Here is a 21,530-nt window from a genome sequence, read left to right as displayed (position 1 = left end):
GAGACCATGTCCGAGACCCCCACCCGTGAAGCGGTCCACACCCGGACAGTGGACGGCTTCGGCACCGTCCGCGTCCTGCGGCTCGACCCGCACGCCGACGCCGCGACCGTTCACGCCTGGGTGCGCGAGGAACGGGCCGCGTTCTGGGGCATGAACGGCCTCACGCAAGAGCAAGTGGCCGGGATCTACGCCCACTTGGACACCCTCGACACCCACCACGCCTATCTGTTGGAAAAGGACGGCGAACCGGCCGGACTCCTGCAGACCTACGAGCCGGAGGCGGACCGCGTCAGCGAGTGCTACCCCGTGGAACCCGGTGACATCGGCATCCACCTGCTGCTGCCGCCCCCCGGCCCGCACGGCACGCACCCCGGCTGGTCGTCGGCGCTGCTGTCCGCCGTGGCCTCGTACGTGCTGCTGGTCCTGGACAAACGGCGGGTCGTGGTCGATCCCGACGTGCGCAACGAGAAGGCCATCGCCCGTTTCCTGAAGCAGGGTTTCGTGGCCGGTGCCGCGGTCGTGCTGCCGGAGATCGACCTCCCGGACGTGTACCTGCCCGAGAAGCATGCCCAACTGGCCTTCCTGACAAGGGAGGTAGCCTTCCCGGGTGACGCCTGACGACCTCGTCGCCCACTACGGCCTGATACCGATTCCCCGCGAGGGCGGGCTGTTCCGCCAGACCTGGGCGGGCGAGGAGCGCGGCGACGGCAGGCCGCACGGCACGGCGATCGTCGCCCTCCTCACCGCCGACGACTACTCGGCCCTGCATCGCCTGCCCAGCGACGAGATCTGGCACCACTACCTCGGCGACCCGCTGGACCTCCTGTTCCTCGCCCCGGACGGCACGACGGCCACTCCCGTCCTGGGCCCGGACATACGCGCCGGCCAACACCCCCAGCTGACCGTGCCCGCGGGCACCTGGATGGGTGCCAGGACCCGCGGCACGTGGACCTTCTTCGGCTGCACCATGGCCCCCGGCTTCACCTACGAGGACTACGAACACGGGGACGCGGCCGAACTGACGGCGCGTTACCCCTCCCAGGCCGCGCGCATCGCGGGACTGTGCCGCCCGTGAGGATTCTGGAAGGGCAGGTCGCCCTGGTCACGGGCGCGGGCGGCGGCATCGGACGAGGGGTCGCGCCAGCCGTACGGCGGAGGCGGCGGCCCAAGAGGTGGCGTCCCGGACTGAGGACTCGGGCGCCCGGGCCGTCGTACTGGAAGCGGATCTGCGGGACGAGGACGCGTGCCGGCGGCTGGTCCGGGATGCACGCGAGGTCGGCGGCCCTGGAGTACGGACCGCGGGGCATCCGCGTGAACACGGTCTCGCCCGGGCGGAAAGCGCCGCTCGGGCGGATCGGGCGGCCCGCGGACGTGGCCGACGCGGGCGTGTTCCTGGCCTCACCGCTCGCATCCTGGGTCGCCGGGCACGACCCGGTGGTGGACGGCGGGGTGTCCGTCCGGCCGACGTGGTGAGCGCTCGGGGGTTCGCGTGCGTACCTATCGGGAAGACCGCGAGCCCAGGTACGGAGTAGTGACGTGAGGTGTGAGCGTGCAGGCAGCAGCACAGGCCGGCGAAGGCGAGGACTTCAAGGGCTGGTGCTGCTGGGCACCGTGCTGGTCCTGCTCCTCTTCGGCGGTGCGGGAGCGGCGTCGGCCCATGCGGCCCTCCGGGCCACCGACCCCGAGGACGGAAGCGTCCTCAAGTCCGCCCCCCGGGACATCACCCTGACGTTCACCGAGTCCGTCGGCCTGCTCGACGACTCCTTCCGGGTGCTCGACCCCGACGGCAAGCGCCTGAAGGTCACGGACGCCGGACACGGTGCGGGCGGCTCGGACACGGCCAGTGTCTCGCTGCCCGCCAAGCTCGCCCAGGGCACCTACACGGTGGCCTGGCGGGTGGTCTCGGCCGACAGCCACCCGGTCTCCGGCGCCTTCACCTTCTCGGTCGGCAAACCCTCCCCGGCCACCGTGGTCATGGACACCGGCCCGACCGAGGACCCGGCCACGGAGAGCCTCTTCAACATGGGCCGCTACCTGGCCTACCTCGCCGCCGCCCTGCTCATCGGCACGGCCGTCTTCCTCCTCGCCTGCCGCCCCCCGGAGCCGTCCCGGCTGCGCCGGCTCCTGTGGGCGGGCTGGGGCACCCTGCTCGGCTCGACCGTGTTCCTGCTGGTGCTGCGGGCGCCGTACGAGTCGGGGGCGGGCCCGGCCTCCGCCTTCTCGCTGAAGGCCTTCGAACGCACCCTGACCACCCGCCCGGGCGAGGCGCTCCTGGTCCGCCTGGCGCTGCTCCTCCTCGGGTACTTCTTCGTCGTACGACTGCTGCGGCTCGGGGAGTCGAGGCTGCCCCGCGCCTGGCAGGCGGCGGGCGGCGCGCTCGCCGTGGGTCTCGCGCTGACCTGGGCTTCCGCTGAGCACGCGTCCGCCGGGATCCAGGTGCCGGTGGCGATGACGTCCGCGGTGCTGCACGTCCTCGCGATGGCGGTCTGGCTGGGCGGCCTCGCGGCCCTGCTCACCACGCTGCACGGGGCGTCGTCGCAGCTCCCGGCCGCCGTGGTCGCCCGTTTCTCCCGGCTGGCCTTCGCCTCCGTGACCGTCCTCGTCGCCACCGGCGTCTACCAGTCCTGGCGCGGCCTCGGCTCCTGGGACGCGGTCACCGGCACGACGTACGGCCATCTGCTCGTCTTCAAGCTGCTCGCGGTGACGCTGCTCCTGGGGGCGGCGCGGCTGTCGCGGCAGTGGACGGGACGGCTCGTGACGGCCGGGGCGCAGGTCGAGTCGGAGTCCGTCGTACGGGAGCGGGTGCCGGAGCCGGTGGGGGGACCGCCGGCCGCCTCCGACGCGGAGCGGGAGCCCGCCGCACCGGGCGGAGACTCCCCGGCGTACCAGCGTGGCCTGCGCCGTTCCGTCCTCGCCGAAGTGGCCGTCGGTGTCGTGGTCCTGGTGCTCAGCACCGTGCTGAGCGGCACGCTGCCCGGCCGGGCGGAGGCCGAGGCGGCCGAGGCGGGCCCGGCCACGGGCGGACTGCCGGCCGCGTCCCTGACCGACGTCCCCTTCTCCGTGGGGGGCGCCACGGGCCGGGTGCAGATCACCCTCGACCCGGGCCGCACCGGCGACAACTCGGTCCAGGCCATCGTCTACGCGGCCGACGGAGGCCTCGCCACGGTCCCCGAACTCCGGCTGTCCTTCACCCTCCCGGCCAAGGAGATCGGCCCGATCGACGCCGAACTGAAGGACAAGGGCGGCTACTGGGGCACGAACGACCTCACCCTGCCCCTCGCGGGCGACTGGAAGATGAAGACGACGATCAGGGTCTCCGACGTCGACCAGGTCAGTGTGACGAAGACGGTGCGGATCGTGGGCTGAGCAGGCCGGCCTTGGTCTCGGCGGCCTGCACGGCGGCTGCTCCGCAGCAGTTGTTGAACAGGACGTGGAGTTCGTCCACCTGCTCGGCCAGGGCGTGCAACCGCGGTAACCACTCGGTGAGTTCGGCGCGCCGGTAGGCGTACCGGAAACGCCCCTCCTTGCTGCCTCGCCCCCAGGAGGCACTGCGTCCGTGGAAGCGCACGACGGACAGCCGGGGTGCGGTGACGGGGGTGACCGGCGGCAGGGAGGTGGGCAGGTCCTGGCTCATGTCCACGGCCACGGCGGCGAAGCCGTACGTGCTCAGCAGCGCACGGGTGAGATCCCGTCGCGGCTCCCCCCAGTCCGGATGCCGGAACTCCACATGGACGGGCCATCCGGCGGTTCGCGCCGCGGTCTCCGCCAGGAACCGCTCCGCCCGCGCCCCGGGCCGGAACCACGGCGGGAACCGGAACAGCACCCCACCCAGCCGCCCGGCCTCCCGCAACGGCTCGATCCCTGCGGCGAACCGCGCCCACACCTCGTCAGGAGGTGTGTCCGCGAGCCGCCTGCTTCACCGGATGCCCCGTGAGCGGCGCGTACGCCTTCACGTCGAACACGAACCCCGCAGGTGTGCGCTCCACCCACAGACGGCTGTTGCGCTCGCTGGGCAGGGCATAGAACGTGCCGTCCACCTCCACCACCGGGAACCGCTCGGCGTAGTACCCCAACCGCCCCTCGGCGTCCCGCCGGCCGGGCGGATACCAACCGCTGCGGACGAGGGCGGGATCGGTCCAGGAGCAGGTGCCGACGAGGATGCTGGTCATGGGAAGTGGGTACCGACTTAGGGTTCGGCCATGACTTCCCAGGCGTACCTCTCCGAACTGTTCTCGCTGGACGGCCGTGTGGCGCTGGTGACCGGCGGGAGTTCGGGCATCGGCAGGGCGATCGCGGGGGCGTTGGCGCGGGCCGGGGCGAGCGTGGTGATCGTGGCCCGCAGGGAACCGGAACTGACCGCGACGGTCGAGGAGTTGACGTCCGGCGGCTGCCGAGCGGGCTGGGTGAGCGGCGACTTGAGCACGAGGGAGGGTGTGCGTACGGCGGCGGAGGCGGCCGCCAGTGTGTTCGGTGAGCCGGACATCCTGGTCAACTCCGCGGGGATCAACCTGCGTCCACCGATGACCGAGCTCACCGACGACGTGTGGGACACCACCCTGGCGGTCAACCTGGAGGCCCCCTACCTCCTGGGCCAGCGCTTCGGCCCCGGCATGGCCGAGCGCGGCTTCGGCCGGATCATCCACATCACCTCCCAGCAGGCCCACCGAGCCTTCGTCCAGAGCGGCGCCTACGGCGTCTCCAAGGGCGGCCTGGAATCCCTGGCCCGCTCCCAGGCCGAGGCCTGGTCCCCGCACGGCGTCACCTGCAACACCCTCGTCCCCGGCTTCGTCCTGACCCCCCTCAACGCCCGCCTCGCCACCGACCCGGAGAAGGTCGCGTCCCTGGCCGCCCGCACCATGACCGGCCGCAACGGCCTCCCCGAGGACTTCGCGGGCGCCGCGGTCTTCCTGGCGAGCGGGGCGTCGGGCTATGTCACGGGTCAGTCGATCTTTGTGGACGGGGGGTTGTCGGTGCACTGATCTCCCGGCGCCCAGGATCACGACGGACAACGTCGAAGGGCCCCACCTCGCGAGGTGCGCCCCGGCATCGGGGCCCCCGGCCCGGCCGCCGAGTCCTACGCGGGCATCACGCCATGGATGCGGGAGAGAGTGAAGACGCGTTCCGCTTCGCGCAGGTGGCACCAGGCGTCGAGGTAGGGCGGGTCGAGTTCCAGGTCGCTGAGGGTGCGTACGGTCCGGTTGCCCGAGGTGGCGATGTACTCGACCGTGATGGCCGCACCGATGTCGATGGCATGGGCGACCTGGCGGACGTCGCTGTACGACAGGTGCTTCGCGTATCCGGCGACGATCTCCTCGGTGTCCGTCGCGAAAGGCACGCCGCTGCCGAACGGGTCGGGTTCCGGTGCCGTCGGCGGGGCCTTGAGCAGCCGGTCGGCCAGAACGTCCATCCCAACGTCGGTGGGCGTGTCCGAGGCGCGGGTCGCGGTGGTCCGGGGGCCGCTCCGCCCGACGTTCCTTCGCGGGGGCGGGACGGCGGCGACGGCCCTCTGCGGCGGGCGCTTTTCGATGCGTACCGTTCCCCCGGCGGTCTCGGCGACCGGGGCGTAGCCCGCGGCGCGGAGCGCGGCGAGAGCCGCCGCGGGTGGGCTGCCGCTGACCAGGACCGTCGGGGCGAGCTGCCGCAGGGCGAGCTTGGACAGTGCGCGGTGGGCGGCGAGTTCGGCCAGGAGCGCGGGTTCGTCGCCGTGGATGACGCAGGCCGCGGGGGCGATGCGTACCCGTCCGTGACCTCGTGCGGTGTCGGCGATGAGATAGGTCAGGGGCTGCGGCAGGGCCGTGGCGGAGCCGGCTGCCAGGTCGGCCGTGATGTCGTCCGGGGTGCGGCCGGCATCCAGGGCCCGGCGGATACTGCCCGCGCTGAAGCGCCACACCGACGCCGTGCCACTGGTCTCCCGGTCGGCCGTCGAGTCCAGCAGAGCCGCGAGCCGCGCGGACGGGGTGCCGGTGACGACGGCGGTGAGGTCGGCGCCGATCCGGGCCGTCGTGGTCGCGGGGGGCAGCAGCCACCGGGCCGAGCTGTCGAGTTCTTCGTCGGCGTGGGCCGCCAGGTGGGCACCGAGCGAGGACAACGCACCCCGTGCCAGCACGCCCAGCAGTTCGCCTTCGCGGATCACGGTGCTGAACGGTGCCGCGTCCTGGGGCGAGGCGTCGTCGGCGAGCGGTCGGTGCCAGGCCACGAGCGGCCCCAGCTCCGAAGCGACCTTCACGCCCTGTCCTGCCGGGAGCCCCGCTGCCGCGGTGAGCAGCCCGTGGCGGGCCTGCAGACAGCCGCCGCAGTCAGGCGCGCCGGCGAGCGCGGGAAGCGCCTTGTCGTCCTCGTCGCGCGCCCGGGTGGGGGTGAGCGGCAGGTCCCGCCATGCCCGGAGCAGTACGGTGAGTTGTTCCGCGGGCTCCTGCTCGGCCCAGGCGTCGTACGCCTCGGTGGGAGCTACGCGATCGCCGTCGCGGGCCAGCAGTCCGGCGGCGTACGCGGTCTCCAGGGCGAGGCGTACGACGGCGTCGTCCGCCTGTGCGGCCCTGCCGAGCCGGGCAAGTTCACGCGCGCCGATCCCGCCCGACTTCAGCCGGGTCGGTGGAGCGGCCGCGCACGCCGAAAGGACAGATGTGGCACGGGCCGCGAACGCGGTGGCGGCCACTGCGGCCTCCTGCTCCACCTCCGAGGAGGTGATGGGCACGAACTGCGCGACGGGCGGCAGAGGTTCGAACGGAGCGTGCCAATCGGGGCCCCGCAGAGCCAAGGCCACCTCGACCGGCATCCGGGCGGGCCCGTACCGGTGACGGTCCTGGAGCAGAAGCCCGCGGTCGAGTGCCCATCGGGCGCCTGGCTGGAGGTCGCGGCCAGGATCCCCGAACATGACGAACTGGGACTGACGCGGCGTGGACCTGGCGCTCTGCTCAAGCAACTTCCGTGTGGCCGCCGGTGCCCCAGCCACCAACGCGGCGACCCGTTCCGCGTCACTGTGATGCTCCACCAGAGCCGCGAGTCGCTGCTGCTTGGTACCGGGTGGCTTGATGCCCAGGACCGCCAGCATGCCGCGCAGTTCCTCCGAGGTGGTGCCGGCCAGCAGCTCTTCCAGCGGGGCGTCAAGTCCCAGAGGCGTGCTCCACGCCTGCCGCAAGGACGTAGGCATGTGGAGTGCCTCGTTGCCGTCGTGCCACACGAGCGCCCGATCCGACAGCGACTCCAGGGTCGCGTCCAGTGCGTGAACCGCCGCGGGGGATGTCGAGCCGAGTAACTCCGCGAGGCTGTCCCGGGTCGCTCGCGCTCCCAGGGCTGCCAGCGCCTCGGCGGCCTGCAAGCACGGCAGCGTGAGGTGCGGCAGGGCGAGTGCCACGGACCCCGGACGCTGGAGACGGTCCGCCAGTTCCCCCACCGAGCGTGGTTCCGGGGAGGAGGCTGCGTCCTTCCGCATGGTGAGTACGCGTGCCAGGCGGGAACGGTCGAGTTCGCTCAGCCAGGTCGCAAGCGTCGATCGGGACTTCATGAGGGTGCACCTCGACAGGCAGGAAACGTCACGCGCGGGCCGAAGCCGCTTCGGCGCCAAGGTCAAGGATGGCGCAGTTCCATGATCCGCGGCTGCCGTACGAAGACAGAGTTCGGGACAGGCGCTGCACAGCACCCCTTCTGACGCCGTTTCCCGTGGTTCCCCGCGCGATCCGGCACGCGGTCTGTCCCCACAGCCTCAGTGCCGACGGTAAGGATGTTCCAGTCGAGGGAGGGTTCGCCGGACACCGGTTGGCGAGGACCTTCGTGCCTGTCCGGTCAGCTGTCCGGCGAAATCAGCACGTCTCGTTCAGAGCGCGGGTTGCCGCTCCGCGTGCCTGCCGGCCCAGTCCTTCAACCCATCTGACCTGCGCGTCAGCCCAGCTCTGCCGAGTCCGAAGAACCCATCCAGGCGCGCCTGGCCGCCATCGCCCTCGCTGGGGTGGACGGTACCTACCGCGCATAAATGAACACAACGGATGAAAATGGTCGAAACATATTCCAAAACCGCGGAGGCGTGGCGATGCGCGGCAACGCCGAGAACGACGAGGGCTTCGTCGAGGACCACGACGACGAACACGGTGACGAACTCGACGCCGAGGGCAGTGACGAGTACGCCGATCCCGAGGCTTACGACGAGGAGCCCGCATCCTTCGAAGAGGAGCCGGCGTTCTACGACGAGGAGGACGCAGCCGGTGCGAGCCCTGACGTCTTCCTCGACGTCCCGATCCTGAAGGTCGACGAGATCGACCTGGACGTCGAGGATCTGCGGGCGCATGTCTCGCTGCAGGCCGAGGTGCTGGATCTGCTCAAACTGAATGTGGGCGCCGACGTCGCGCTCGGCCGGGTGCACCTGGGCGTCTCGGGTGTCGAGGCACAGGCCCAGCTCAAGGTGCGTCTCCACCACGTTGCGAAGATCATCGACCGAGTGCTCACCACGCTCGACCGCAACCCGGAGATCCTGCACGAGTTGGCGCGGGGAATCGGGTCCGCCGTGCAAGATGTCGGCGGCGGAGCCCGTCAGGCCGTGGGGGAGCTGGGTACGGGTGCCGGAAGGGCCGTCCAGGAGGTCGGCTGGGGCGCCGGAGCCGCCGTACAGGATGTCGGCCAGGGAGCCGGGAGGGCCGTTCAGGACGTGGGGCAGGGCGCCGGGGCTGCTGTCCAGGACGTGGGCCGGGGCGTCGGCTCCGTGGCGCAGGATGTCGGCCAGGGAGCCGGGAACGCCGTTCAGGACGTGGGCGGTGGTGCCGGGCGCGCGGTGGAGGATGTCGGCCATGAGACGAGCCGGACCGTCGGAAGCGCCGGCGAGGCGGTGGGCACCACCGCCGGGAGCGTGGCCGGACAGGCCGCAGGCGTGACGGAAGCGGCGGGCGACACGGTACGGGGCGGCGGCCACACCGTTGCGGACGCTGCTGAGACGGCGAACGCCACCGCTGAACGGACCGATCCGGCCGAGCCGCGTGCGGCGCGCAAGGGCGCGGAGGGAGAGCGGGGCCGGGCCGGCCGGAGTCAAGGCGGCACCCGCACGCGCCGGGTGCGCGGAGAGGACGGAAAGCTGCCGCCAAGGTCCAGTCGCCCCCGTACCGCCAGGGAGCAGGAGGAGCCGCCCTGAACGCGAGAGGCGGGAGCCGGGAGCCCGGTGGGGGACATCCTGTTCCGGTCGACGGTCCACGCCGAACGGCTCCGCTTCACGCAGGAACCCCAGACAGCCGTCCGCTTCCCCGGCACCGGGAAGCGAGAGTCGACGAGCCACAGCGTCCGCACCCACCTACCGGACCCGGTCATCCCCGGTCAGGAATACCAGGACGTCACCGTCGCCTACCACCTTGCGACCCGGCTCACCAGGGAACCGGAGGCCGGGCGGAGCGGTGACGACGATTCGGACGGGTGATTCGCAGTGCCCACGTTCGCGGAGTCGGCAACATGGTGATTTCCGCTTCGGGCGGGACCGGCCGGTGGTGGGACCAGAGGTCGTAGTAGGTCCGGGAGCGGGTCTGCGCGGCGTCGGTGGTGACTGGCCAGGGCGCGGGTCTGGTCAAGCCGACGCCATGGCTCGCAGATGGACGGTCGCCACAGGGCGGCGGGCATGGAGACGAGTGGCGGCCAAGCAGTGCCGGATGGCGAGGACCGAGGGCCGCAGGAGATGGCCGGGATCAGCCGGCGGCCTCGCTCTCGTCGGTGCGAGAGGTCCGCGCTGATCTATCAGCACTCCGACGACGAACGGCAACGGGAGGTCGCCGCCGGTCTCGACGACCTTGTGCAGCGCGGAGCGGGCGACCCGCGCACGATGCGGGAGCGGCTCGGATGCGCGCCCGCTACAGGCACGTGACGGGGACCATGCTCCGCCAAGTTGCGCACCAGGTCGGCGACGCGCTCTGGGGTGACGTCTGACGCCCTTGGGGTCTCGGCTCAGCTGATCGCGAGGATCATGCTCAACGCCAGTAAGGCAGGTCCTCCCACGGCGATGACGCTGCCCATGAACTTGAAGAATCCGGGCCTGAGGCTCTCGGTGTCCACGAGGCTCAGATCGCCTGTGCGCCGGCCCCTCAGCTCCAGGGCGGCCCGTCATCGCGCCGGCGTGGTGTCAACGGCAACGCGCAGGTTGAAGGCCCACCTTGCTCCGATGTAGACGGCTGCGGTTCCCAGGGCGGCTAGGAAGATCAGGACCCTTGCCGGGTCGAGTGAGGCGGCGGCCGATGTCGCGGCGATCATGAACAGGGCGCGCAGCATCGCAGGCGGCTGAACCGGATGTCAGCGGATCGGTGAACTACTCCTCACGGCTCAGGTACGTGCCTTCCCGTTGCCACTGCTCGCGCTTTTCCTCCCGGCGCCGGTCGTCCGCCTCCGCCTGCAGTGCTTCCCTGCGGGCCCTCGCTCGGGCCCGCTGCTGCCGCTGCTCGCCTAGGCCGGGGAGGCGGTGGAACGGGTGGCGGCGGGCGTTTCGAACGGCGCTGGACGGGGGGAATGAGATCAAAACTAAGAGCGCCGGGTCATACCTTCTTGACGACAATCGAGTCCGGAACTAGCTGCTCCAGGTCGTCCACGTCCGAGGTGAAGACGGTGACCTGCCCCTTCTGCTGTCGCGCGATGACAGCGAGCACGGCGTCGATCGCGTACTTGTGGCCGTGCAGCTTGGCATCAGCCAGGAGGTGGCGGGCCTGGCGCGCCTCGTCCTTTCCGATGTCGGCGACCTTGAGCCGGGAAAGCACCCAGTCCCAGCGCTGCTCGGTGGTCCTGCCGTCGTACGCCTCGACCAGCGTCATCGGAGACGTCACCACCTCGGCTTCGCCTCGGGCCGCGAGGTCGATCCAGGCGATCATCTTGCGGTCGCCTCGTACGGCCAGGGACAGGGCTTCGCAGTCGAGTACGAAGACGCGAAGTGGCCGCTGCCTGTGCTCACCGGCCCGCTTCTTCACGCGGCCTCTCCGGCGTCGTGCTTGCCGGCGCGGCGACGCTCGTGCTCGGCGTCGAGATCCTCCAGCTCCTCGAACGCTGCCGTGCGCTCCTCCTCACCGAGGGGGCCGTGTTCCTCCTGTAGCCAGTCGGACAGCTCCCGTAGCCGGTCGCGGTCGCGCTTGAAGCGCAGGGCCTCGGTGACGTACGCCGACAGGCCCCGTTCCGCCGCCTCTGACCGGATCTCGTCGAGGAGATCCTCGGGGATCGTCACCGTCACCTTCTTGGTTGATGCCATACAAGAGACCATACTCCTGGTATCGAACCCCTTACCAGTGCGCGGCATCGAACGCACTGCGGTCCGACGCTCTGTTTCGCCTGTTCAGGCGGCTGCGGAGGATACGAGATTCGAACTCGTGAGGGTTGCCCCCAACACGCTTTCCAGATGTTCGTCTGGGGGTACAGGGGTGTGCGGGAGCGTTCTGACCTGCGGTGCGGTTGTGGTGGGTGGGGCTCCTGAACGGTGCTGTACGGAGGTGAATGCAACCAGAACTGCAACCATCGCCCGCCTATTTGCCGCTCTCCGGGCCGTACCACTGGAGAGCCTGGCCGGTCACTGCCGCGATGCGGGCGAAGTCGTGGTCGCGGTGCAGGAGGGTGAGCCCTTGGAGCTCGGCCGTTGCGGCGACGACGAGATCCACCGCACCCGCGCTGTGATGCTTTCCCTGTTTGGTGAGAGCTTCCTGGACCTGCCAGGCGCGGTCGTAGGCGCGGTCGTCGACGGGGACCCAACCGAAGATCAGTCGCATGTCCTCGATGCCGCGCGCCCTGTCGGCGGCCGACCGGGCGCTGTAGAAGAACTCAAGCTCGGTGATCGGGCAGGTGGTGATGAGCCCGGCGGCGGCCGCCTGGTCCCAGCCGTACTGCTCCGCGTCCTCGCGCATGAACCGGGCGAGCGCGCTGGTGTCGATCAGGAACTGGGCCGCGTTCACCGGCGGTAGTTCACCTTGTCCTCGAACAGCTCCAGATCGAATGCGCCGTCCCCGGCCGCGGCCCGCAGCCGGGCGAGAGCCAGGGCGCGGCGCCGGCTCTCCAGCACCTCGCGAAGGGCGGTGTTGGCTGTCTCCAGAGAGTGAAGACGCGTTCCGCTTCGCGCAGGTGGCACCAGGCGTCGAGGTAGGGCGGGTCGAGTTCCAGGTCGCTGAGGGTGCGTACGGTCCGGTTGCCCGAGGTGGCGATGTACTCGACCGTGATGGCCGCACCGATGTCGATGGCATGGGCGACCTGGCGGACGTCGCTGTACGACAGGTGCTTCGCGTATCCGGCGACGATCTCCTCGGTGTCCGTCGCGAACGGCACCCCGCTGGGGCCAGAGGGTCAGAAGGGCGGGGGCAGCAGACCCCTCCCGTCCAGCCACTCCCAGTAGACCCCCGCCCGCCGCACCTCCGCCCAGTACGCCTTCGTGAGCGCGTCGTGCAGCACCGGTGCGTGCTCGGCGAGGGGGCTGCCGGCCGCCCACACCAGCCGTTGCCGCACACCCATCGGGTCCCCGGCCAGCGGCCGTGCGACGACACCCTCGCGCTCGGTCACCAGCGGGTGCGCGAGAGCGACCCCGTGCCCCTGCCCGACCAACGGGAACACCACGCTCGCGCTCATCCGCTGCACCCGGCGCGGGACGAACCCGGCCCGTCGGCAGGCGGCCCGGAACTGCGCCCGCATCCTTACGTCCTTGTTCTCTCCGACGAGCCAGGCCTCGCCGGAGAGAGCCGAGAGAGGGATGTCGGGGCGGGCGGCGAGCGGGTGCCGTTCGGAGATCAGCACGAAGACGGGTTCCTCGGCGAGGAGGGCGTCGCTGAGCCCGGGGCGCAACGCCAGCTCGTACTCCGGGTAGTCCACGACCAGGCCGAAGTCGAGCCGCCCGGAGGCGAGCAGTTCGAGCTGCTCCTCCTCCGTGTCGCAGGTGTGCAGGGTGATCTCGGCCCGGGGGAGCAGCTGCTGCGCGGTCGTCACCAGTACGGCGGTGAGGGGGCCGGGGAGCGAGCCGAGCCGCAGGGCGGTCAGGTCGGAGTCCTCGGGGCCCCGCTGCCGTACGTCACGCATGAGGTCCTCGTGGGCCGTGAGGATGCCGTGCGCGTGTGCCAGCACCATCGCGCCGAACGCCGTGGGCCGGGAGCCGCTGCCGTCCCGTACGAACAGCGAACCGCCCAACATGCGCTCGATGCGCTGGAGTTGGGCGGTCAGGGCGGGCTGGGTGAAGCCGAGGGCCGCCGCGGCACGCGTGATGGAGCCGGCGTCGGCGATCGCGTTCAGGACGCGTAAGTGGCGGACCTCCAGATCCATAGCGCGATGTTATGGGCCGTTGGGAGTATCCGGAAGATCGCCTCCGAAGGGACAGTCGACCGCAACCGGAGTCACCACCGGCACAGGGGAGGTCGTATGTCCCGCATGTCTCGAAAACTGGTCGGCACACTGATAACCGCCTTACTGGTCCAGGGAGTTGCGGCGGCCACGCCGGCCTCCGCCGCGCCGGACCCCGTCGCCGTTCCCACCTGGACCCGCGGAACCGGACCGCAGGATGCCACCACCCATCGCGTCACCCTCGTCACCGGCGACCGCGTGGACCTGTCGGGCGCCGGTGTCGCCATCGAGCCCGGAGCGGGCCGCGAGGCGACGGGCTTCCAGCAGTTCGAGCGTGACGGCCACCAGTACGTCGTACCGAACGACGCACTGCGCCTGGTCGCCGACGGTCAGGTGGACGAGCGGCTGTTCGACGTGACGGAACTCGTCGCGGCCGGGTACGACGACGCCAGTACGGCCGAACTGCCCGTGATCGTGACGTACACCGACGCGACGCTCGGCAGCCGCAGCCTGCGCGCCGCGGACGGAGCCCGGGTGACCCGTGCCCTGCGCGCCGTCGACGGCGCCGCGGTGGCCGTGGGCAAGGAGACGGCAGGCGCCTTCTGGGATGGGGTGACCGCGGGCAGCCGTACGACCGGACTGCGCGCCGCGAGCGGTGTCGCGAAGCTCTGGCTGGACGGGAAACGGCAGGTAACCCTGGACCGGAGTGTGCCGCAGATCGGTGCGCCGACGGCCTGGCAGGCGGGATACGACGGGCACGGCGTGACCGTCGCCGTCCTCGACACCGGGATCGACGCGACGCACCCCGACCTGGCCGCACAGGTCACGGAGACCGTGAACTTCACGGACGCGCCCGACGCCGACGACAACGTAGGTCACGGCACGCACGTGGCGTCGACGGTCGCGGGCGTCGGTGCCAAGTACAAGGGAGTCGCGCCCGGGGCCTCACTGATCGTCGGGAAGGTGTGCAGCGACCGCGACTGCGCCGAGTCGTCGATCCTGGCCGGAATGGAGTGGGCCGCCCCGCGCGCCAGAGTGATCAACATGAGCCTCGCCGGTGACGACACCCCCGGCCTGGACGTGTTGGAAGAGGCCGTGAACACGCTGACGGCGAAGACCGGCGCCCTCTTCGTGGTGGCTGCGGGCAACGACGGCGGCGCGGACGGCACTGTCGACTCCCCCTCCACGGCGGACGCCGCGCTCTCCGTGGGCGCCGTCGACAAGCAGGACGTCATGGCGTCCTTCTCCAGCCGGGGCCCGCGCGAGGACGGCGCGATCAAGCCGGAGATCACCGCACCCGGCGTGGACATCGTCGCCGCCCGTGCCGCGCACGCGGGCAGCGACTACATCGAGGTCGAGCCCGGCTACACCTCCCTCTCCGGCACCTCCATGGCCACCCCGCACGTGGCCGGAGCGGCGGCCCTGCTCGCCGGACAGCACCCGGACTGGCGGGCGACCGAGCTGAAGGCGGCCCTGATGGCATCGGCGACGGCGACCGGCGGCGCGAACGTCAACGCGCAGGGCGCGGGCCGGGTGGACGTCGCCAGGGCCGTCCACCAGTCGGTCCTCGCCACGCCGACGTCCCTGCCCCTGGGCACGCAGGCCGCCCCGGCGGACGACGACACACCGGTCGTCAGGACGGTGACGTACCGCAACGACGGCACGGAGCCGGTGAACCTGGACCTGGCGGCGCAGGTGAGCGGACCGGACGGCTCGCCCGCCCCGGCAGGCATGTTCACGGTCAGCCCGGAGCACGCGACCGTACCGGCGGGCGAATCGGTCGAGGTGACGGTGACGGCCGACACGCGCGTACAGAGCGGTACGGGGGTGTTCCAGGGCGCGCTGGTGGGCACGGACACGACCACCAGAACCTCGGTCCGCGTACCCCTGACCATCACCAAGGCCACACCCACCCACAACCTGAACGTCAAGGTCATCGACCGCGCGGGCAACCCGGCCGCAAGCTACTGGACCGACATCACAAGCCTCGACGGCTCGGTCTACCGCTTCGTGTACGACCCCTCGGGCTCGGGCACGGTGGCCCTCCCGGCAGGCCGCTACACGGTGAACGCGTCGGTCGTCACACCGTCGGACGGCAGTACGACCCTGCTGGTCCGCCCCACGCTCACGGTGACCGGCGACAGCGAGATCGTCCTCGACGCACGCAAGGCCACACCGGTCTCGGCGACCCTCCCGCGCAAGGACGCGAGTCTGCGCCTGGCGGCGGTCGGCTTCCGCCGCGAACTCACCAACGGGTTGGGCTTCGGCATGCGGGCCATCGCCGACTCCTACGACAAGCTGTTCACAGCCGCGCTGGGTGACGACGTGGGCCCGGGCGAGGGCACGCTGGTGGCGGACGTACGCGGCTTCTGGGCGCAGAAGAACGCGGACGGCACGTACGACGACTCGCCGTACGAATACGTGCTGGTGTGGTTCGAGCGGGGGCACCTGCCGACGAACTTCCGCCACGTGGTGCGGCAGAGCGAACTGGCGACGGTGAAGCACCAGTACTACTCGGTGAACTCGGAAGGCCAGTCGAGGGCGTTCACGCACAACTTCGGCTTTCCCCCGGAGGGCGGCAGCGCGCTGTCGGCGGGTGCCATCTGGTTCGACACCCCGGGCCGCTCCCGGACCGTCTACTACAAGGCCGACGACACGATGTGGGAGACCCGCTACAACCAGTACGCGCCCGACGGCACTTTCCAGACCCAGTTCCTGACGGACTACGAGACCTACAAGCCCGGCAAGCGCTACACGACGGAGTGGCAGAAGGCGGTACCCGGCCCGCGCTTCAGCCGCACGACGACCGTCGCCCGGGACGGCAACCGGCTGTCCTTCAACGTCCCGATGGCAGGCGACCAGGCCGGCCACACCGGCTACTCGGCGTACGACACGAGCAGGGTCGCCTTCTACCACGGCGACCAGAAACTCGTGGAGCTGGACTACCCGTGGACGGACGCCGCGGGCACGGTCCCGGCGGCCGAGGCGACCTACCGCCTGGAGTACTCCGCCGAACGCAGCGCGGCAGGCGGCGGCTTCGGACTCGGTACGAGCATCAGCGGCTCCTGGACCTTCCGCTCGGGCGAGGTGAGCGGCGGAGAGACGCCGCTCGGCCTCTCGGCGTTCGACTTCGCGCCGGTCGTCGACCAGAACAACACAGGCGGGCTGCCGGTCGTCCCGATGCGGCTGGTACGACAGCCGGGGGCGGCTGCATCGGCGGTGCGGTCGGTGTCGGTGGAGGTGTCCTACGACGACGGGAAGAGCTGGCGGAAGGCGCGCTTGGCGAAGACCGGGCGGGACGCGTGGGTGATGCCGCTGCCTGGACGGCCCGTGTCCGGGGGGTATGTGTCGCTGCGGGCGAGTGCGGAGTTCGCGGATGGGGGAGCGGTGGAGTACCGGGTGATCCGGGGGTACCGGGTGGGGTGAGGGGCTGATGCGGCTGCTGGAGGGCGGCTCAGCCCAGCGCGTCCATCAGTCCATCAGGACGGTGAGGTAGGCGTCGAGCCGCTTCTCCACGCCTCGCGTCGTCAGCTCGGTCCTGCCCGCTTCCTGCCACGGCCGCGCGACCCACTGCACCCCCGCAGCGAACGCCAGGGCGTCCAGCAGCCGCCGGTACAGCCGCTCGTTCGCGGCGGCTGCCGGCACCCCGCCGGCCTCCTCGTACGCCTCGGCGAACCGCAGACCCCACGCCGGGCCGTGCAGCAGCGCGAGGTTGGTGGAGTTGGGGGCACGGGCGCAACGCCTGCCGGCGGCTAGGGCGGCGACTGCCTCTTCGTCTACGCCGTTGAGGACGGCCAACTCATCGTGTGGGTCCTGGAGTCTGCGCCGGTCGCCCTATAGGGCGTGAGCGTGCGTCTCCCCTGCTTGATGGCATGTCCTAAATGTCGCCTATAAATGCAACCGAAACTGCAACCAGGGCACGCCGAAGAGTCGGACCGCAATGAGCGGTCCGACTCTTCGTTTCGCCTGTTCAGGCGGCTGCGGAGGATACGAGATTCGAACTCGTGAGGGGTTGCCCCCAACACGCTTTCCAACTGTCCGCGCGGCCGTCCGGGGGCGTTCGATCACCGGACACAGACCCGGACAGTGAGGTCGCTCCCTGGCCGCCCCGCCGGACGCCGTCGGGTTGTCTGATCGTAATCCCGTCAGGGCGGACTGGGACTTCGTTGATCGGCTAACGTCTACCGCAAGCGGTCGGCAAGATCCACCGCGGCCACAGGGGGTGACGCGGGAGCGCGTCCGGCCACATCGGGGCGCCGCGCGGCGGCAGATCGTCACATCAACGAGGGGGAGACGTGAGGGCATCGCCCAGGACGTCGACTGAACCACTGCACGGAGGTCGCCGCCGCAGAGGCGGCGCGGGCCTCAGGGTCGGTGCGGCCGCCACGATTCTGGCGGTCGCGGGAACGGCCATCCCGCTCGCCGTGGACGCGTCGCCCGCGTGGGCCGCTCAGCCGGCGACCGCGGCGGACTCGTCCCAGGAGGTCGTGATCCCGCCCGCCGATCGGGCCACACCCCGTGTGGACACCCCGCTGGCGGCGGGCAACACCGGTTTCCTGCACCAGCAGGAGGGCCGGAACGGCTACACCTGGACCGACTTCGCGAGCGGCACCTCGACGCAGGTGCCCGGCCTGCAGACCCTGCCGGCCAACGCGCTCGTACGCCCCGTCGGTGCCGGCGGAGACCTGCTCGCCATCTCACCGAGCCCGGCCCGGGGCACCGCCTGGTACACCCTGCTCGATCCGCACACCGGTGAGCGCCGGGAGGCGCAGCTCCCGGCCGGCTACACGTTCCGGGGGACCGTCGCGGGCAAGGTGCTGGCCCTGGAGTCCGCGACCAGCACCACCAGCTCCGCCGGTGTGCTCCTCGACACCGGCACCGATCCCGCGCAACCGCTGCACATCACCGGCCTGCCCGCGGGTGCGCAGCTGAGCAGCCTCTCACTGCAGCAGGGTGCCACGGACGACCGTGGCGCGGTGATCTCCTTCCGGCAGGACGGCGCGTACCGCTACGGCCTGCTGGACCCCGGGACCGCCGAGATCACACCTCTTCCCGAGACGATGAGCGGCGAGGGCCTGCGCATCCTGCTGAGCGCCGACCGCGTCGCCTGGTGGAAGCACGGCTTCAGCGGGCTGCGCTGGCTGCCCCGCGGTGACGTCTCCTCCGGGGCGCAGGAGTTCCCGATCCCCGACGACGCGGCTCCCGTGGCCCTCCTCGGCGGCACCCTCCTGACCTCGAGCCCGGACACCACCTCGGGCACCACGCTCGGCCGGCGGCTGACGGCCCGGCCGCTCGACGGCGGTGAGTCGAGCACCGCACTCGACCACATCGCGATCGTGTCGGACTCCCCACCGCAGACGGCGGACGGGAGCGCCCTGCTCGTCGGCGGCTCCGGCACCGGCGACTGGGCGGTGCACCGCTTCGCCGCCGGCTCCGACGGGTCGACGGCGCACGAGGTGGCCCAGCCGCTGCCCCCGGTGATCGTCAAGGTCCTGGGACTGAACCTGTACCGGGGCACCCTGAACCGGGTGGACAGCCTGGCGGGCAAGCTCTCCCTCCACCAGCAGGACGTCGGTACCGGGCCGGTCCCCGTCGCGGGAGCGGCGGGGCCCCTGCCCGTGGGCCTGCCCTCTTCCGCCGTGCGCTGTGCGACGGGTGAGGACTGCGTGCGGATCGTGGAGGGCAACTGGTACGGACTGTCCTTCCTGTCCGAGACAGCAGGGCGGACCTACCTGGAAACCCGCGTGGACGCGTACACGTCGCACGTGCAGGTGCCGTTGCCCGGCAGTGGCGGCGCGGTCAGGGACGCGTCGTACTCGTACGTGGTGGTGGACGGCGGGTTCCCGAAAACCCAGTATCTGATCGCCCCGGGCTACAACAAGGTCGTACGCAGCCGCCCGGTGCAGGCCGCGGCGCTCTGGTACTCCACCCTGTGGAGCGCGACCCCCGGCAGCCCCGGCACGCTGACCGCGGAGCGGCTGACCTCGGACGCTGCCACTCCCGGCAAAACCGTCCGCACCGTGCGGACCGGTACCGCCTGCGTGCCCACCGAACTGCAGGCGACAGCGCGTTGGCTCTACTGGTCCTGCGGTGCCGACAAGCAGGCCGGCGTGTACGACCTGACGAACAACCGCGGCTTCGCAGTGCCGTCGGGCCCCGCCATGCTCGGTGACGGCTACGTGGTCCGGCACGACCGGGACGCGGGCGAGCTCAAGCTGACGGACTTCCACACCGGCAGCCCGCTCGCGGAGCGCTCCATAGCCGCCCTCCCGGCCGGAACGCTCGCGGACGACCGCAGGATCACCTGGACCGTGGACAAGTACAGCGGCCACATCGCCTACGTGGACGCCGATCGCCGCGTGCATGTGAGTGCGGCCGGGGTACCGGGCTCCGCTCCGGTGATAGGGGAGGCGTACACCTCCGGGAGCGTCGCGCCGAGGACCACGTCGTCGTACTACTCGACCTGGACGGCCTCGTTGCTGCTGAGCCGCCCCGTGGACTCCTGGGAACTGGACATCGCCCAGAAGACGACCGGGCGCCGGGTGGCTGTGGTGCGCGGTGGGGCCGAACGTGGTCTCAACGGCATCTCGGCCTCGTGGAACGGCCGGGAGTCGAACGGTGCTCCCGCCCCGAGCGGTCTCTACACCTGGCAGCTGACCGCGAGGTTCAACGGTGGAACCGTGCCGGTGCGGGTGGGAAGCGGCGGCCTGGACGTGATGTGCGGCGCCTTGCCGACCCATGTCTACGACTGCGACGGGTTTCCTGACATGGTGGCGGTCCGGAAGGACGGCCGGACCGACTCGTGGGAGGGGCATCCCAAGGGGCACTTCTACAACCGCAGCTACACCGCGGACTGGCCGACCTCCTCCACCCTGGTGCCGGTCGGCGACATCAACGGCGACGGGTACGCGGACATGCTGGTCCGCAACTCCACCGGCGAACTGCGTGCGTACTGGGGCTTCGGGCAGGTGTACTTCGCCCGGGGAACCAACAAGTCCACTGCCATCGGCAAGGGCTGGAACCAGTACAACCTGCTGACGTCGTCCGGGGACCTCAACCGTGACGGCCGGTCCGACCTGCTGGCCCGTGACCGGTCCGGAGCCCTGTGGTTCTACGCCGGCACCGGCAAGGGCCCGTTCAAGGCCCGGGTGCGCATCGGCACCGGGCTGTCCGGTTACACGGCGCTGGTGGGCGTGGGCGACCTCAATGGCGATGGAACCGGAGACCTTCTGGGCCGGGACAAGGCCGGGAACCTCTATCGCTGGTACGGCAACGGAAAGGGCGGCTTCGGGGGGCGCGTGAAGATCGCCTCGGGCTTCAACGCCTACAACGCCCTGGTCGGTGTCGGCGACCTGACTCAGGACGGGCGCAACGACCTCGTCACCCGCGATACCGCGGGCAACCTGTACCGCTGGGCGGGCAACGGCAAGGGCGGCTTCGGAGCACGCGTGAAGATCGGCAGCGGCTGGGGCGTCTACAAGGCGCTGTACTGACGGTCCGGAACAGCAACCTCCAGCCTGCAATGCCAGAGGGGTGCCCCCGTGTCCCGGGCACCCCTGGCGGCCGGCGATCTGTGGGAAGCGTCGGCCTACGTGTTCACCAAGCCGTTGGGTGGGCCGCTGAGCCGGAACACGGGCTATCACGACTGGAAGCGGCTGCTGGAAGACGCGGGAGTGCGGAACGGCCAGCTGCACGACGCCTAGCACCGTCCCAGATCGCGTCATCGATCAGACCATGGGGGCGCCAGGCATCTCCGCCAGCATGCGGACAACGAGGTCTGAGGACAACGTCGAAGGGCCCCCTGTTTCCAGGGGGCCCTTCGACATCGTGCCCGGTGAGGCACTGGCGGAGGATACGAGATTCGAACTCGTGAGGGGTTGCCCCCAACACGCTTTCCAACTCTGCTGATTACCGTTCCTGGTAGTTCAGGCTCGTTCAGATCCTGCGTGCTGCCGTCTACTGACACAGCTTTGAACGAGCGCGAACTACCATGGATGAGACTGCCGTTGAGACTGAAGGACAGAGGCAGGGGCCCGCCACGGTCGCGCCAAAGGGCCAATGGTCACCTGTGGGTGGCGTCTGTCGGCGTTTGTCGGCTTCGGACGGCCCAGGGACGGCCCAGACTCGGCGCTTAGGAGAGACGGGCAAGCCTTGGTGGGGCGGTCCAATCGTCTTCCCTTGGCCCCGCGACGGTTCGCCGAGTGCCGCTGCCGTCACTGCCGTCGGCGGTGCTGCCGTGTGACCACCGCATTAGGAGTTCGATCCGAGGCGCCACG

The 21,530-nt window shown here is 70.9% G+C and carries 14 protein-coding genes and 5 pseudogenes; 10 read left to right on the top strand and 9 right to left on the bottom strand.

The window, feature by feature from the left end:
- Positions 1-6 precede the first annotated feature (6 nt).
- The 4 genes and pseudogenes from AQJ46_RS27085 to AQJ46_RS27070 all read left to right on the top strand — a co-directional run bounded on the left by AQJ46_RS27085 (position 7) and on the right by AQJ46_RS27070 (position 3,366).
- The gene (locus tag AQJ46_RS27085) at positions 7-618 is read left to right on the top strand and encodes a GNAT family N-acetyltransferase (RefSeq protein WP_059208075.1); all 612 of its coding nucleotides are present in this window, start codon (positions 7-9) and stop codon (positions 616-618) included.
- Positions 608-1,075, top strand: a complete 468-nt coding sequence (locus AQJ46_RS27080; RefSeq protein WP_059208074.1) for a cupin domain-containing protein — start codon at positions 608-610, stop codon at positions 1,073-1,075. Before AQJ46_RS27085 ends, AQJ46_RS27080 begins: the two co-directional genes overlap by 11 nt.
- Positions 1,072-1,473: pseudogene (locus tag AQJ46_RS56280) on the top strand (SDR family oxidoreductase). The gene AQJ46_RS27080 and the pseudogene AQJ46_RS56280 overlap by 4 nt, the downstream one beginning before the upstream one ends.
- 123 nt (positions 1,474-1,596) lie before the next feature.
- Positions 1,597-3,366: a copper resistance CopC/CopD family protein gene (locus AQJ46_RS27070; protein WP_059208072.1), complete on the top strand. Its 1,770-nt coding sequence runs from the start codon at positions 1,597-1,599 to the stop codon at positions 3,364-3,366.
- Here the strand turns inward: AQJ46_RS27070 and AQJ46_RS27065 are convergent.
- Positions 3,332-4,169 (bottom strand): annotated as a pseudogene (locus AQJ46_RS27065) (DUF72 domain-containing protein). The gene AQJ46_RS27070 and the pseudogene AQJ46_RS27065 sit on opposite strands and share 35 nt — an antisense overlap.
- 30 nt (positions 4,170-4,199) lie before the next feature.
- Between AQJ46_RS27065 and AQJ46_RS27060 the strand changes: the two are divergent.
- Positions 4,200-4,979 (top strand): SDR family NAD(P)-dependent oxidoreductase, encoded by a 780-nt coding sequence (locus AQJ46_RS27060; RefSeq protein ID WP_059208071.1) that lies wholly within the window; start codon positions 4,200-4,202, stop codon positions 4,977-4,979.
- A gap of 95 nt (positions 4,980-5,074) precedes the next feature.
- Here the strand turns inward: AQJ46_RS27060 and AQJ46_RS27055 are convergent, their stop codons facing one another.
- On the bottom strand, positions 5,075-7,504 hold the full coding sequence (locus AQJ46_RS27055; RefSeq protein ID WP_059208070.1) for a helicase-associated domain-containing protein: 2,430 nt from the start codon (positions 7,502-7,504) through the stop codon (positions 5,075-5,077).
- Between the two features lie 522 nt (positions 7,505-8,026).
- Here AQJ46_RS27055 and AQJ46_RS27050 point away from each other — a divergent pair.
- Both AQJ46_RS27050 and AQJ46_RS27045 read left to right on the top strand, forming a co-directional pair.
- On the top strand, positions 8,027-9,115 hold the full coding sequence (locus tag AQJ46_RS27050; protein WP_059208069.1) for a collagen-like triple helix repeat-containing protein: 1,089 nt from the start codon (positions 8,027-8,029) through the stop codon (positions 9,113-9,115).
- A gap of 27 nt (positions 9,116-9,142) precedes the next feature.
- Positions 9,143-9,394: a hypothetical protein gene (locus AQJ46_RS27045; RefSeq protein WP_059208068.1), complete on the top strand. Its 252-nt coding sequence runs from the start codon at positions 9,143-9,145 to the stop codon at positions 9,392-9,394.
- Between the two features lie 674 nt (positions 9,395-10,068).
- Here the strand turns inward: AQJ46_RS27045 and AQJ46_RS55530 are convergent.
- From AQJ46_RS55530 to AQJ46_RS27020, 6 genes and pseudogenes are all read right to left on the bottom strand, one after another.
- Complete coding sequence (locus tag AQJ46_RS55530; RefSeq protein WP_159064050.1) at positions 10,069-10,233, bottom strand: hypothetical protein; 165 nt, start codon at positions 10,231-10,233, stop codon at positions 10,069-10,071.
- 260 nt (positions 10,234-10,493) lie between these two features.
- A complete protein-coding gene (locus AQJ46_RS27040) occupies positions 10,494-10,919 on the bottom strand; it encodes a PIN domain-containing protein (RefSeq protein ID WP_059208067.1) in 426 nt (141 codons plus the stop codon).
- Positions 10,916-11,194 carry a CopG family transcriptional regulator gene (locus AQJ46_RS27035; protein WP_225887404.1) on the bottom strand — a complete coding sequence of 93 codons (279 nt, stop codon included), beginning with the start codon at positions 11,192-11,194 and terminating at the stop codon, positions 10,916-10,918. Before AQJ46_RS27035 ends, AQJ46_RS27040 begins: the two co-directional genes overlap by 4 nt.
- Before the next feature lie 271 nt (positions 11,195-11,465).
- Positions 11,466-11,888 (bottom strand): PIN domain nuclease, encoded by a 423-nt coding sequence (locus tag AQJ46_RS27030; protein WP_059208065.1) that lies wholly within the window; start codon positions 11,886-11,888, stop codon positions 11,466-11,468.
- Positions 11,885-12,022 (bottom strand): annotated as a pseudogene (locus tag AQJ46_RS59095) (type II toxin-antitoxin system VapB family antitoxin); the annotation flags it as partial. The gene AQJ46_RS27030 and the pseudogene AQJ46_RS59095, both read right to left, overlap by 4 nt.
- Positions 12,023-12,273: 251 nt before the next feature.
- Positions 12,274-13,236, bottom strand: coding sequence for a LysR family transcriptional regulator (locus AQJ46_RS27020; RefSeq protein WP_059208063.1), 963 nt, complete (start codon positions 13,234-13,236; stop codon positions 12,274-12,276).
- 96 nt (positions 13,237-13,332) lie between these two features.
- On the opposite strand from AQJ46_RS27020, the gene AQJ46_RS27015 reads away from it, so the two are divergent.
- The gene (locus tag AQJ46_RS27015; protein ID WP_059208062.1) at positions 13,333-16,680 is read left to right on the top strand and encodes a S8 family serine peptidase; all 3,348 of its coding nucleotides are present in this window, start codon (positions 13,333-13,335) and stop codon (positions 16,678-16,680) included.
- A 45-nt stretch (positions 16,681-16,725) separates the two neighbouring features.
- On the opposite strand, the pseudogene AQJ46_RS27010 reads toward AQJ46_RS27015, so the two are convergent.
- A pseudogene (locus AQJ46_RS27010) lies at positions 16,726-16,974 on the bottom strand (aminoglycoside phosphotransferase family protein); the annotation flags it as partial.
- A 704-nt stretch (positions 16,975-17,678) separates the two neighbouring features.
- On the opposite strand from AQJ46_RS27010, the gene AQJ46_RS27005 reads away from it, so the two are divergent.
- A complete protein-coding gene (locus AQJ46_RS27005) occupies positions 17,679-20,747 on the top strand; it encodes an FG-GAP repeat domain-containing protein (protein WP_059208061.1) in 3,069 nt (1,022 codons plus the stop codon).
- Between the two features lie 66 nt (positions 20,748-20,813).
- Positions 20,814-21,021: pseudogene (locus AQJ46_RS52475) on the top strand (site-specific integrase); the annotation flags it as partial.
- Positions 21,022-21,530 lie beyond the last annotated feature (509 nt).

The organism is Streptomyces canus (genome assembly GCF_001514145.1).
GTDB classification, from domain to species: Bacteria; Actinomycetota; Actinomycetes; order Streptomycetales; family Streptomycetaceae; genus Streptomyces; species Streptomyces canus.
This window is presented reverse-complemented; position numbering and strand designations above follow the sequence as displayed.

What these genes read in the sequence shown, in the direction of transcription:
- AQJ46_RS27085 (WP_059208075.1), top strand. Translation starts at nt 7, where the DNA reads ATGTCCGAGACCCCCACCCGTGAAGCGGTCCACACCCGGACAGTGGAC.
- AQJ46_RS27060 (WP_059208071.1), top strand. Translation starts at nt 4,200, where the DNA reads ATGACTTCCCAGGCGTACCTCTCCGAACTGTTCTCGCTGGACGGCCGT.
- AQJ46_RS27055 (WP_059208070.1), bottom strand. Translation starts at nt 7,504, where the DNA reads ATGAAGTCCCGATCGACGCTTGCGACCTGGCTGAGCGAACTCGACCGT.
- AQJ46_RS27050 (WP_059208069.1), top strand. Translation starts at nt 8,027, where the DNA reads ATGCGCGGCAACGCCGAGAACGACGAGGGCTTCGTCGAGGACCACGAC.
- AQJ46_RS55530 (WP_159064050.1), bottom strand. Translation starts at nt 10,233, where the DNA reads ATGCTGCGCGCCCTGTTCATGATCGCCGCGACATCGGCCGCCGCCTCA.
- AQJ46_RS27035 (WP_225887404.1), bottom strand. Translation starts at nt 11,194, where the DNA reads ATGGCATCAACCAAGAAGGTGACGGTGACGATCCCCGAGGATCTCCTC.
- AQJ46_RS27020 (WP_059208063.1), bottom strand. Translation starts at nt 13,236, where the DNA reads ATGGATCTGGAGGTCCGCCACTTACGCGTCCTGAACGCGATCGCCGAC.
- AQJ46_RS27015 (WP_059208062.1), top strand. Translation starts at nt 13,333, where the DNA reads ATGTCCCGCATGTCTCGAAAACTGGTCGGCACACTGATAACCGCCTTA.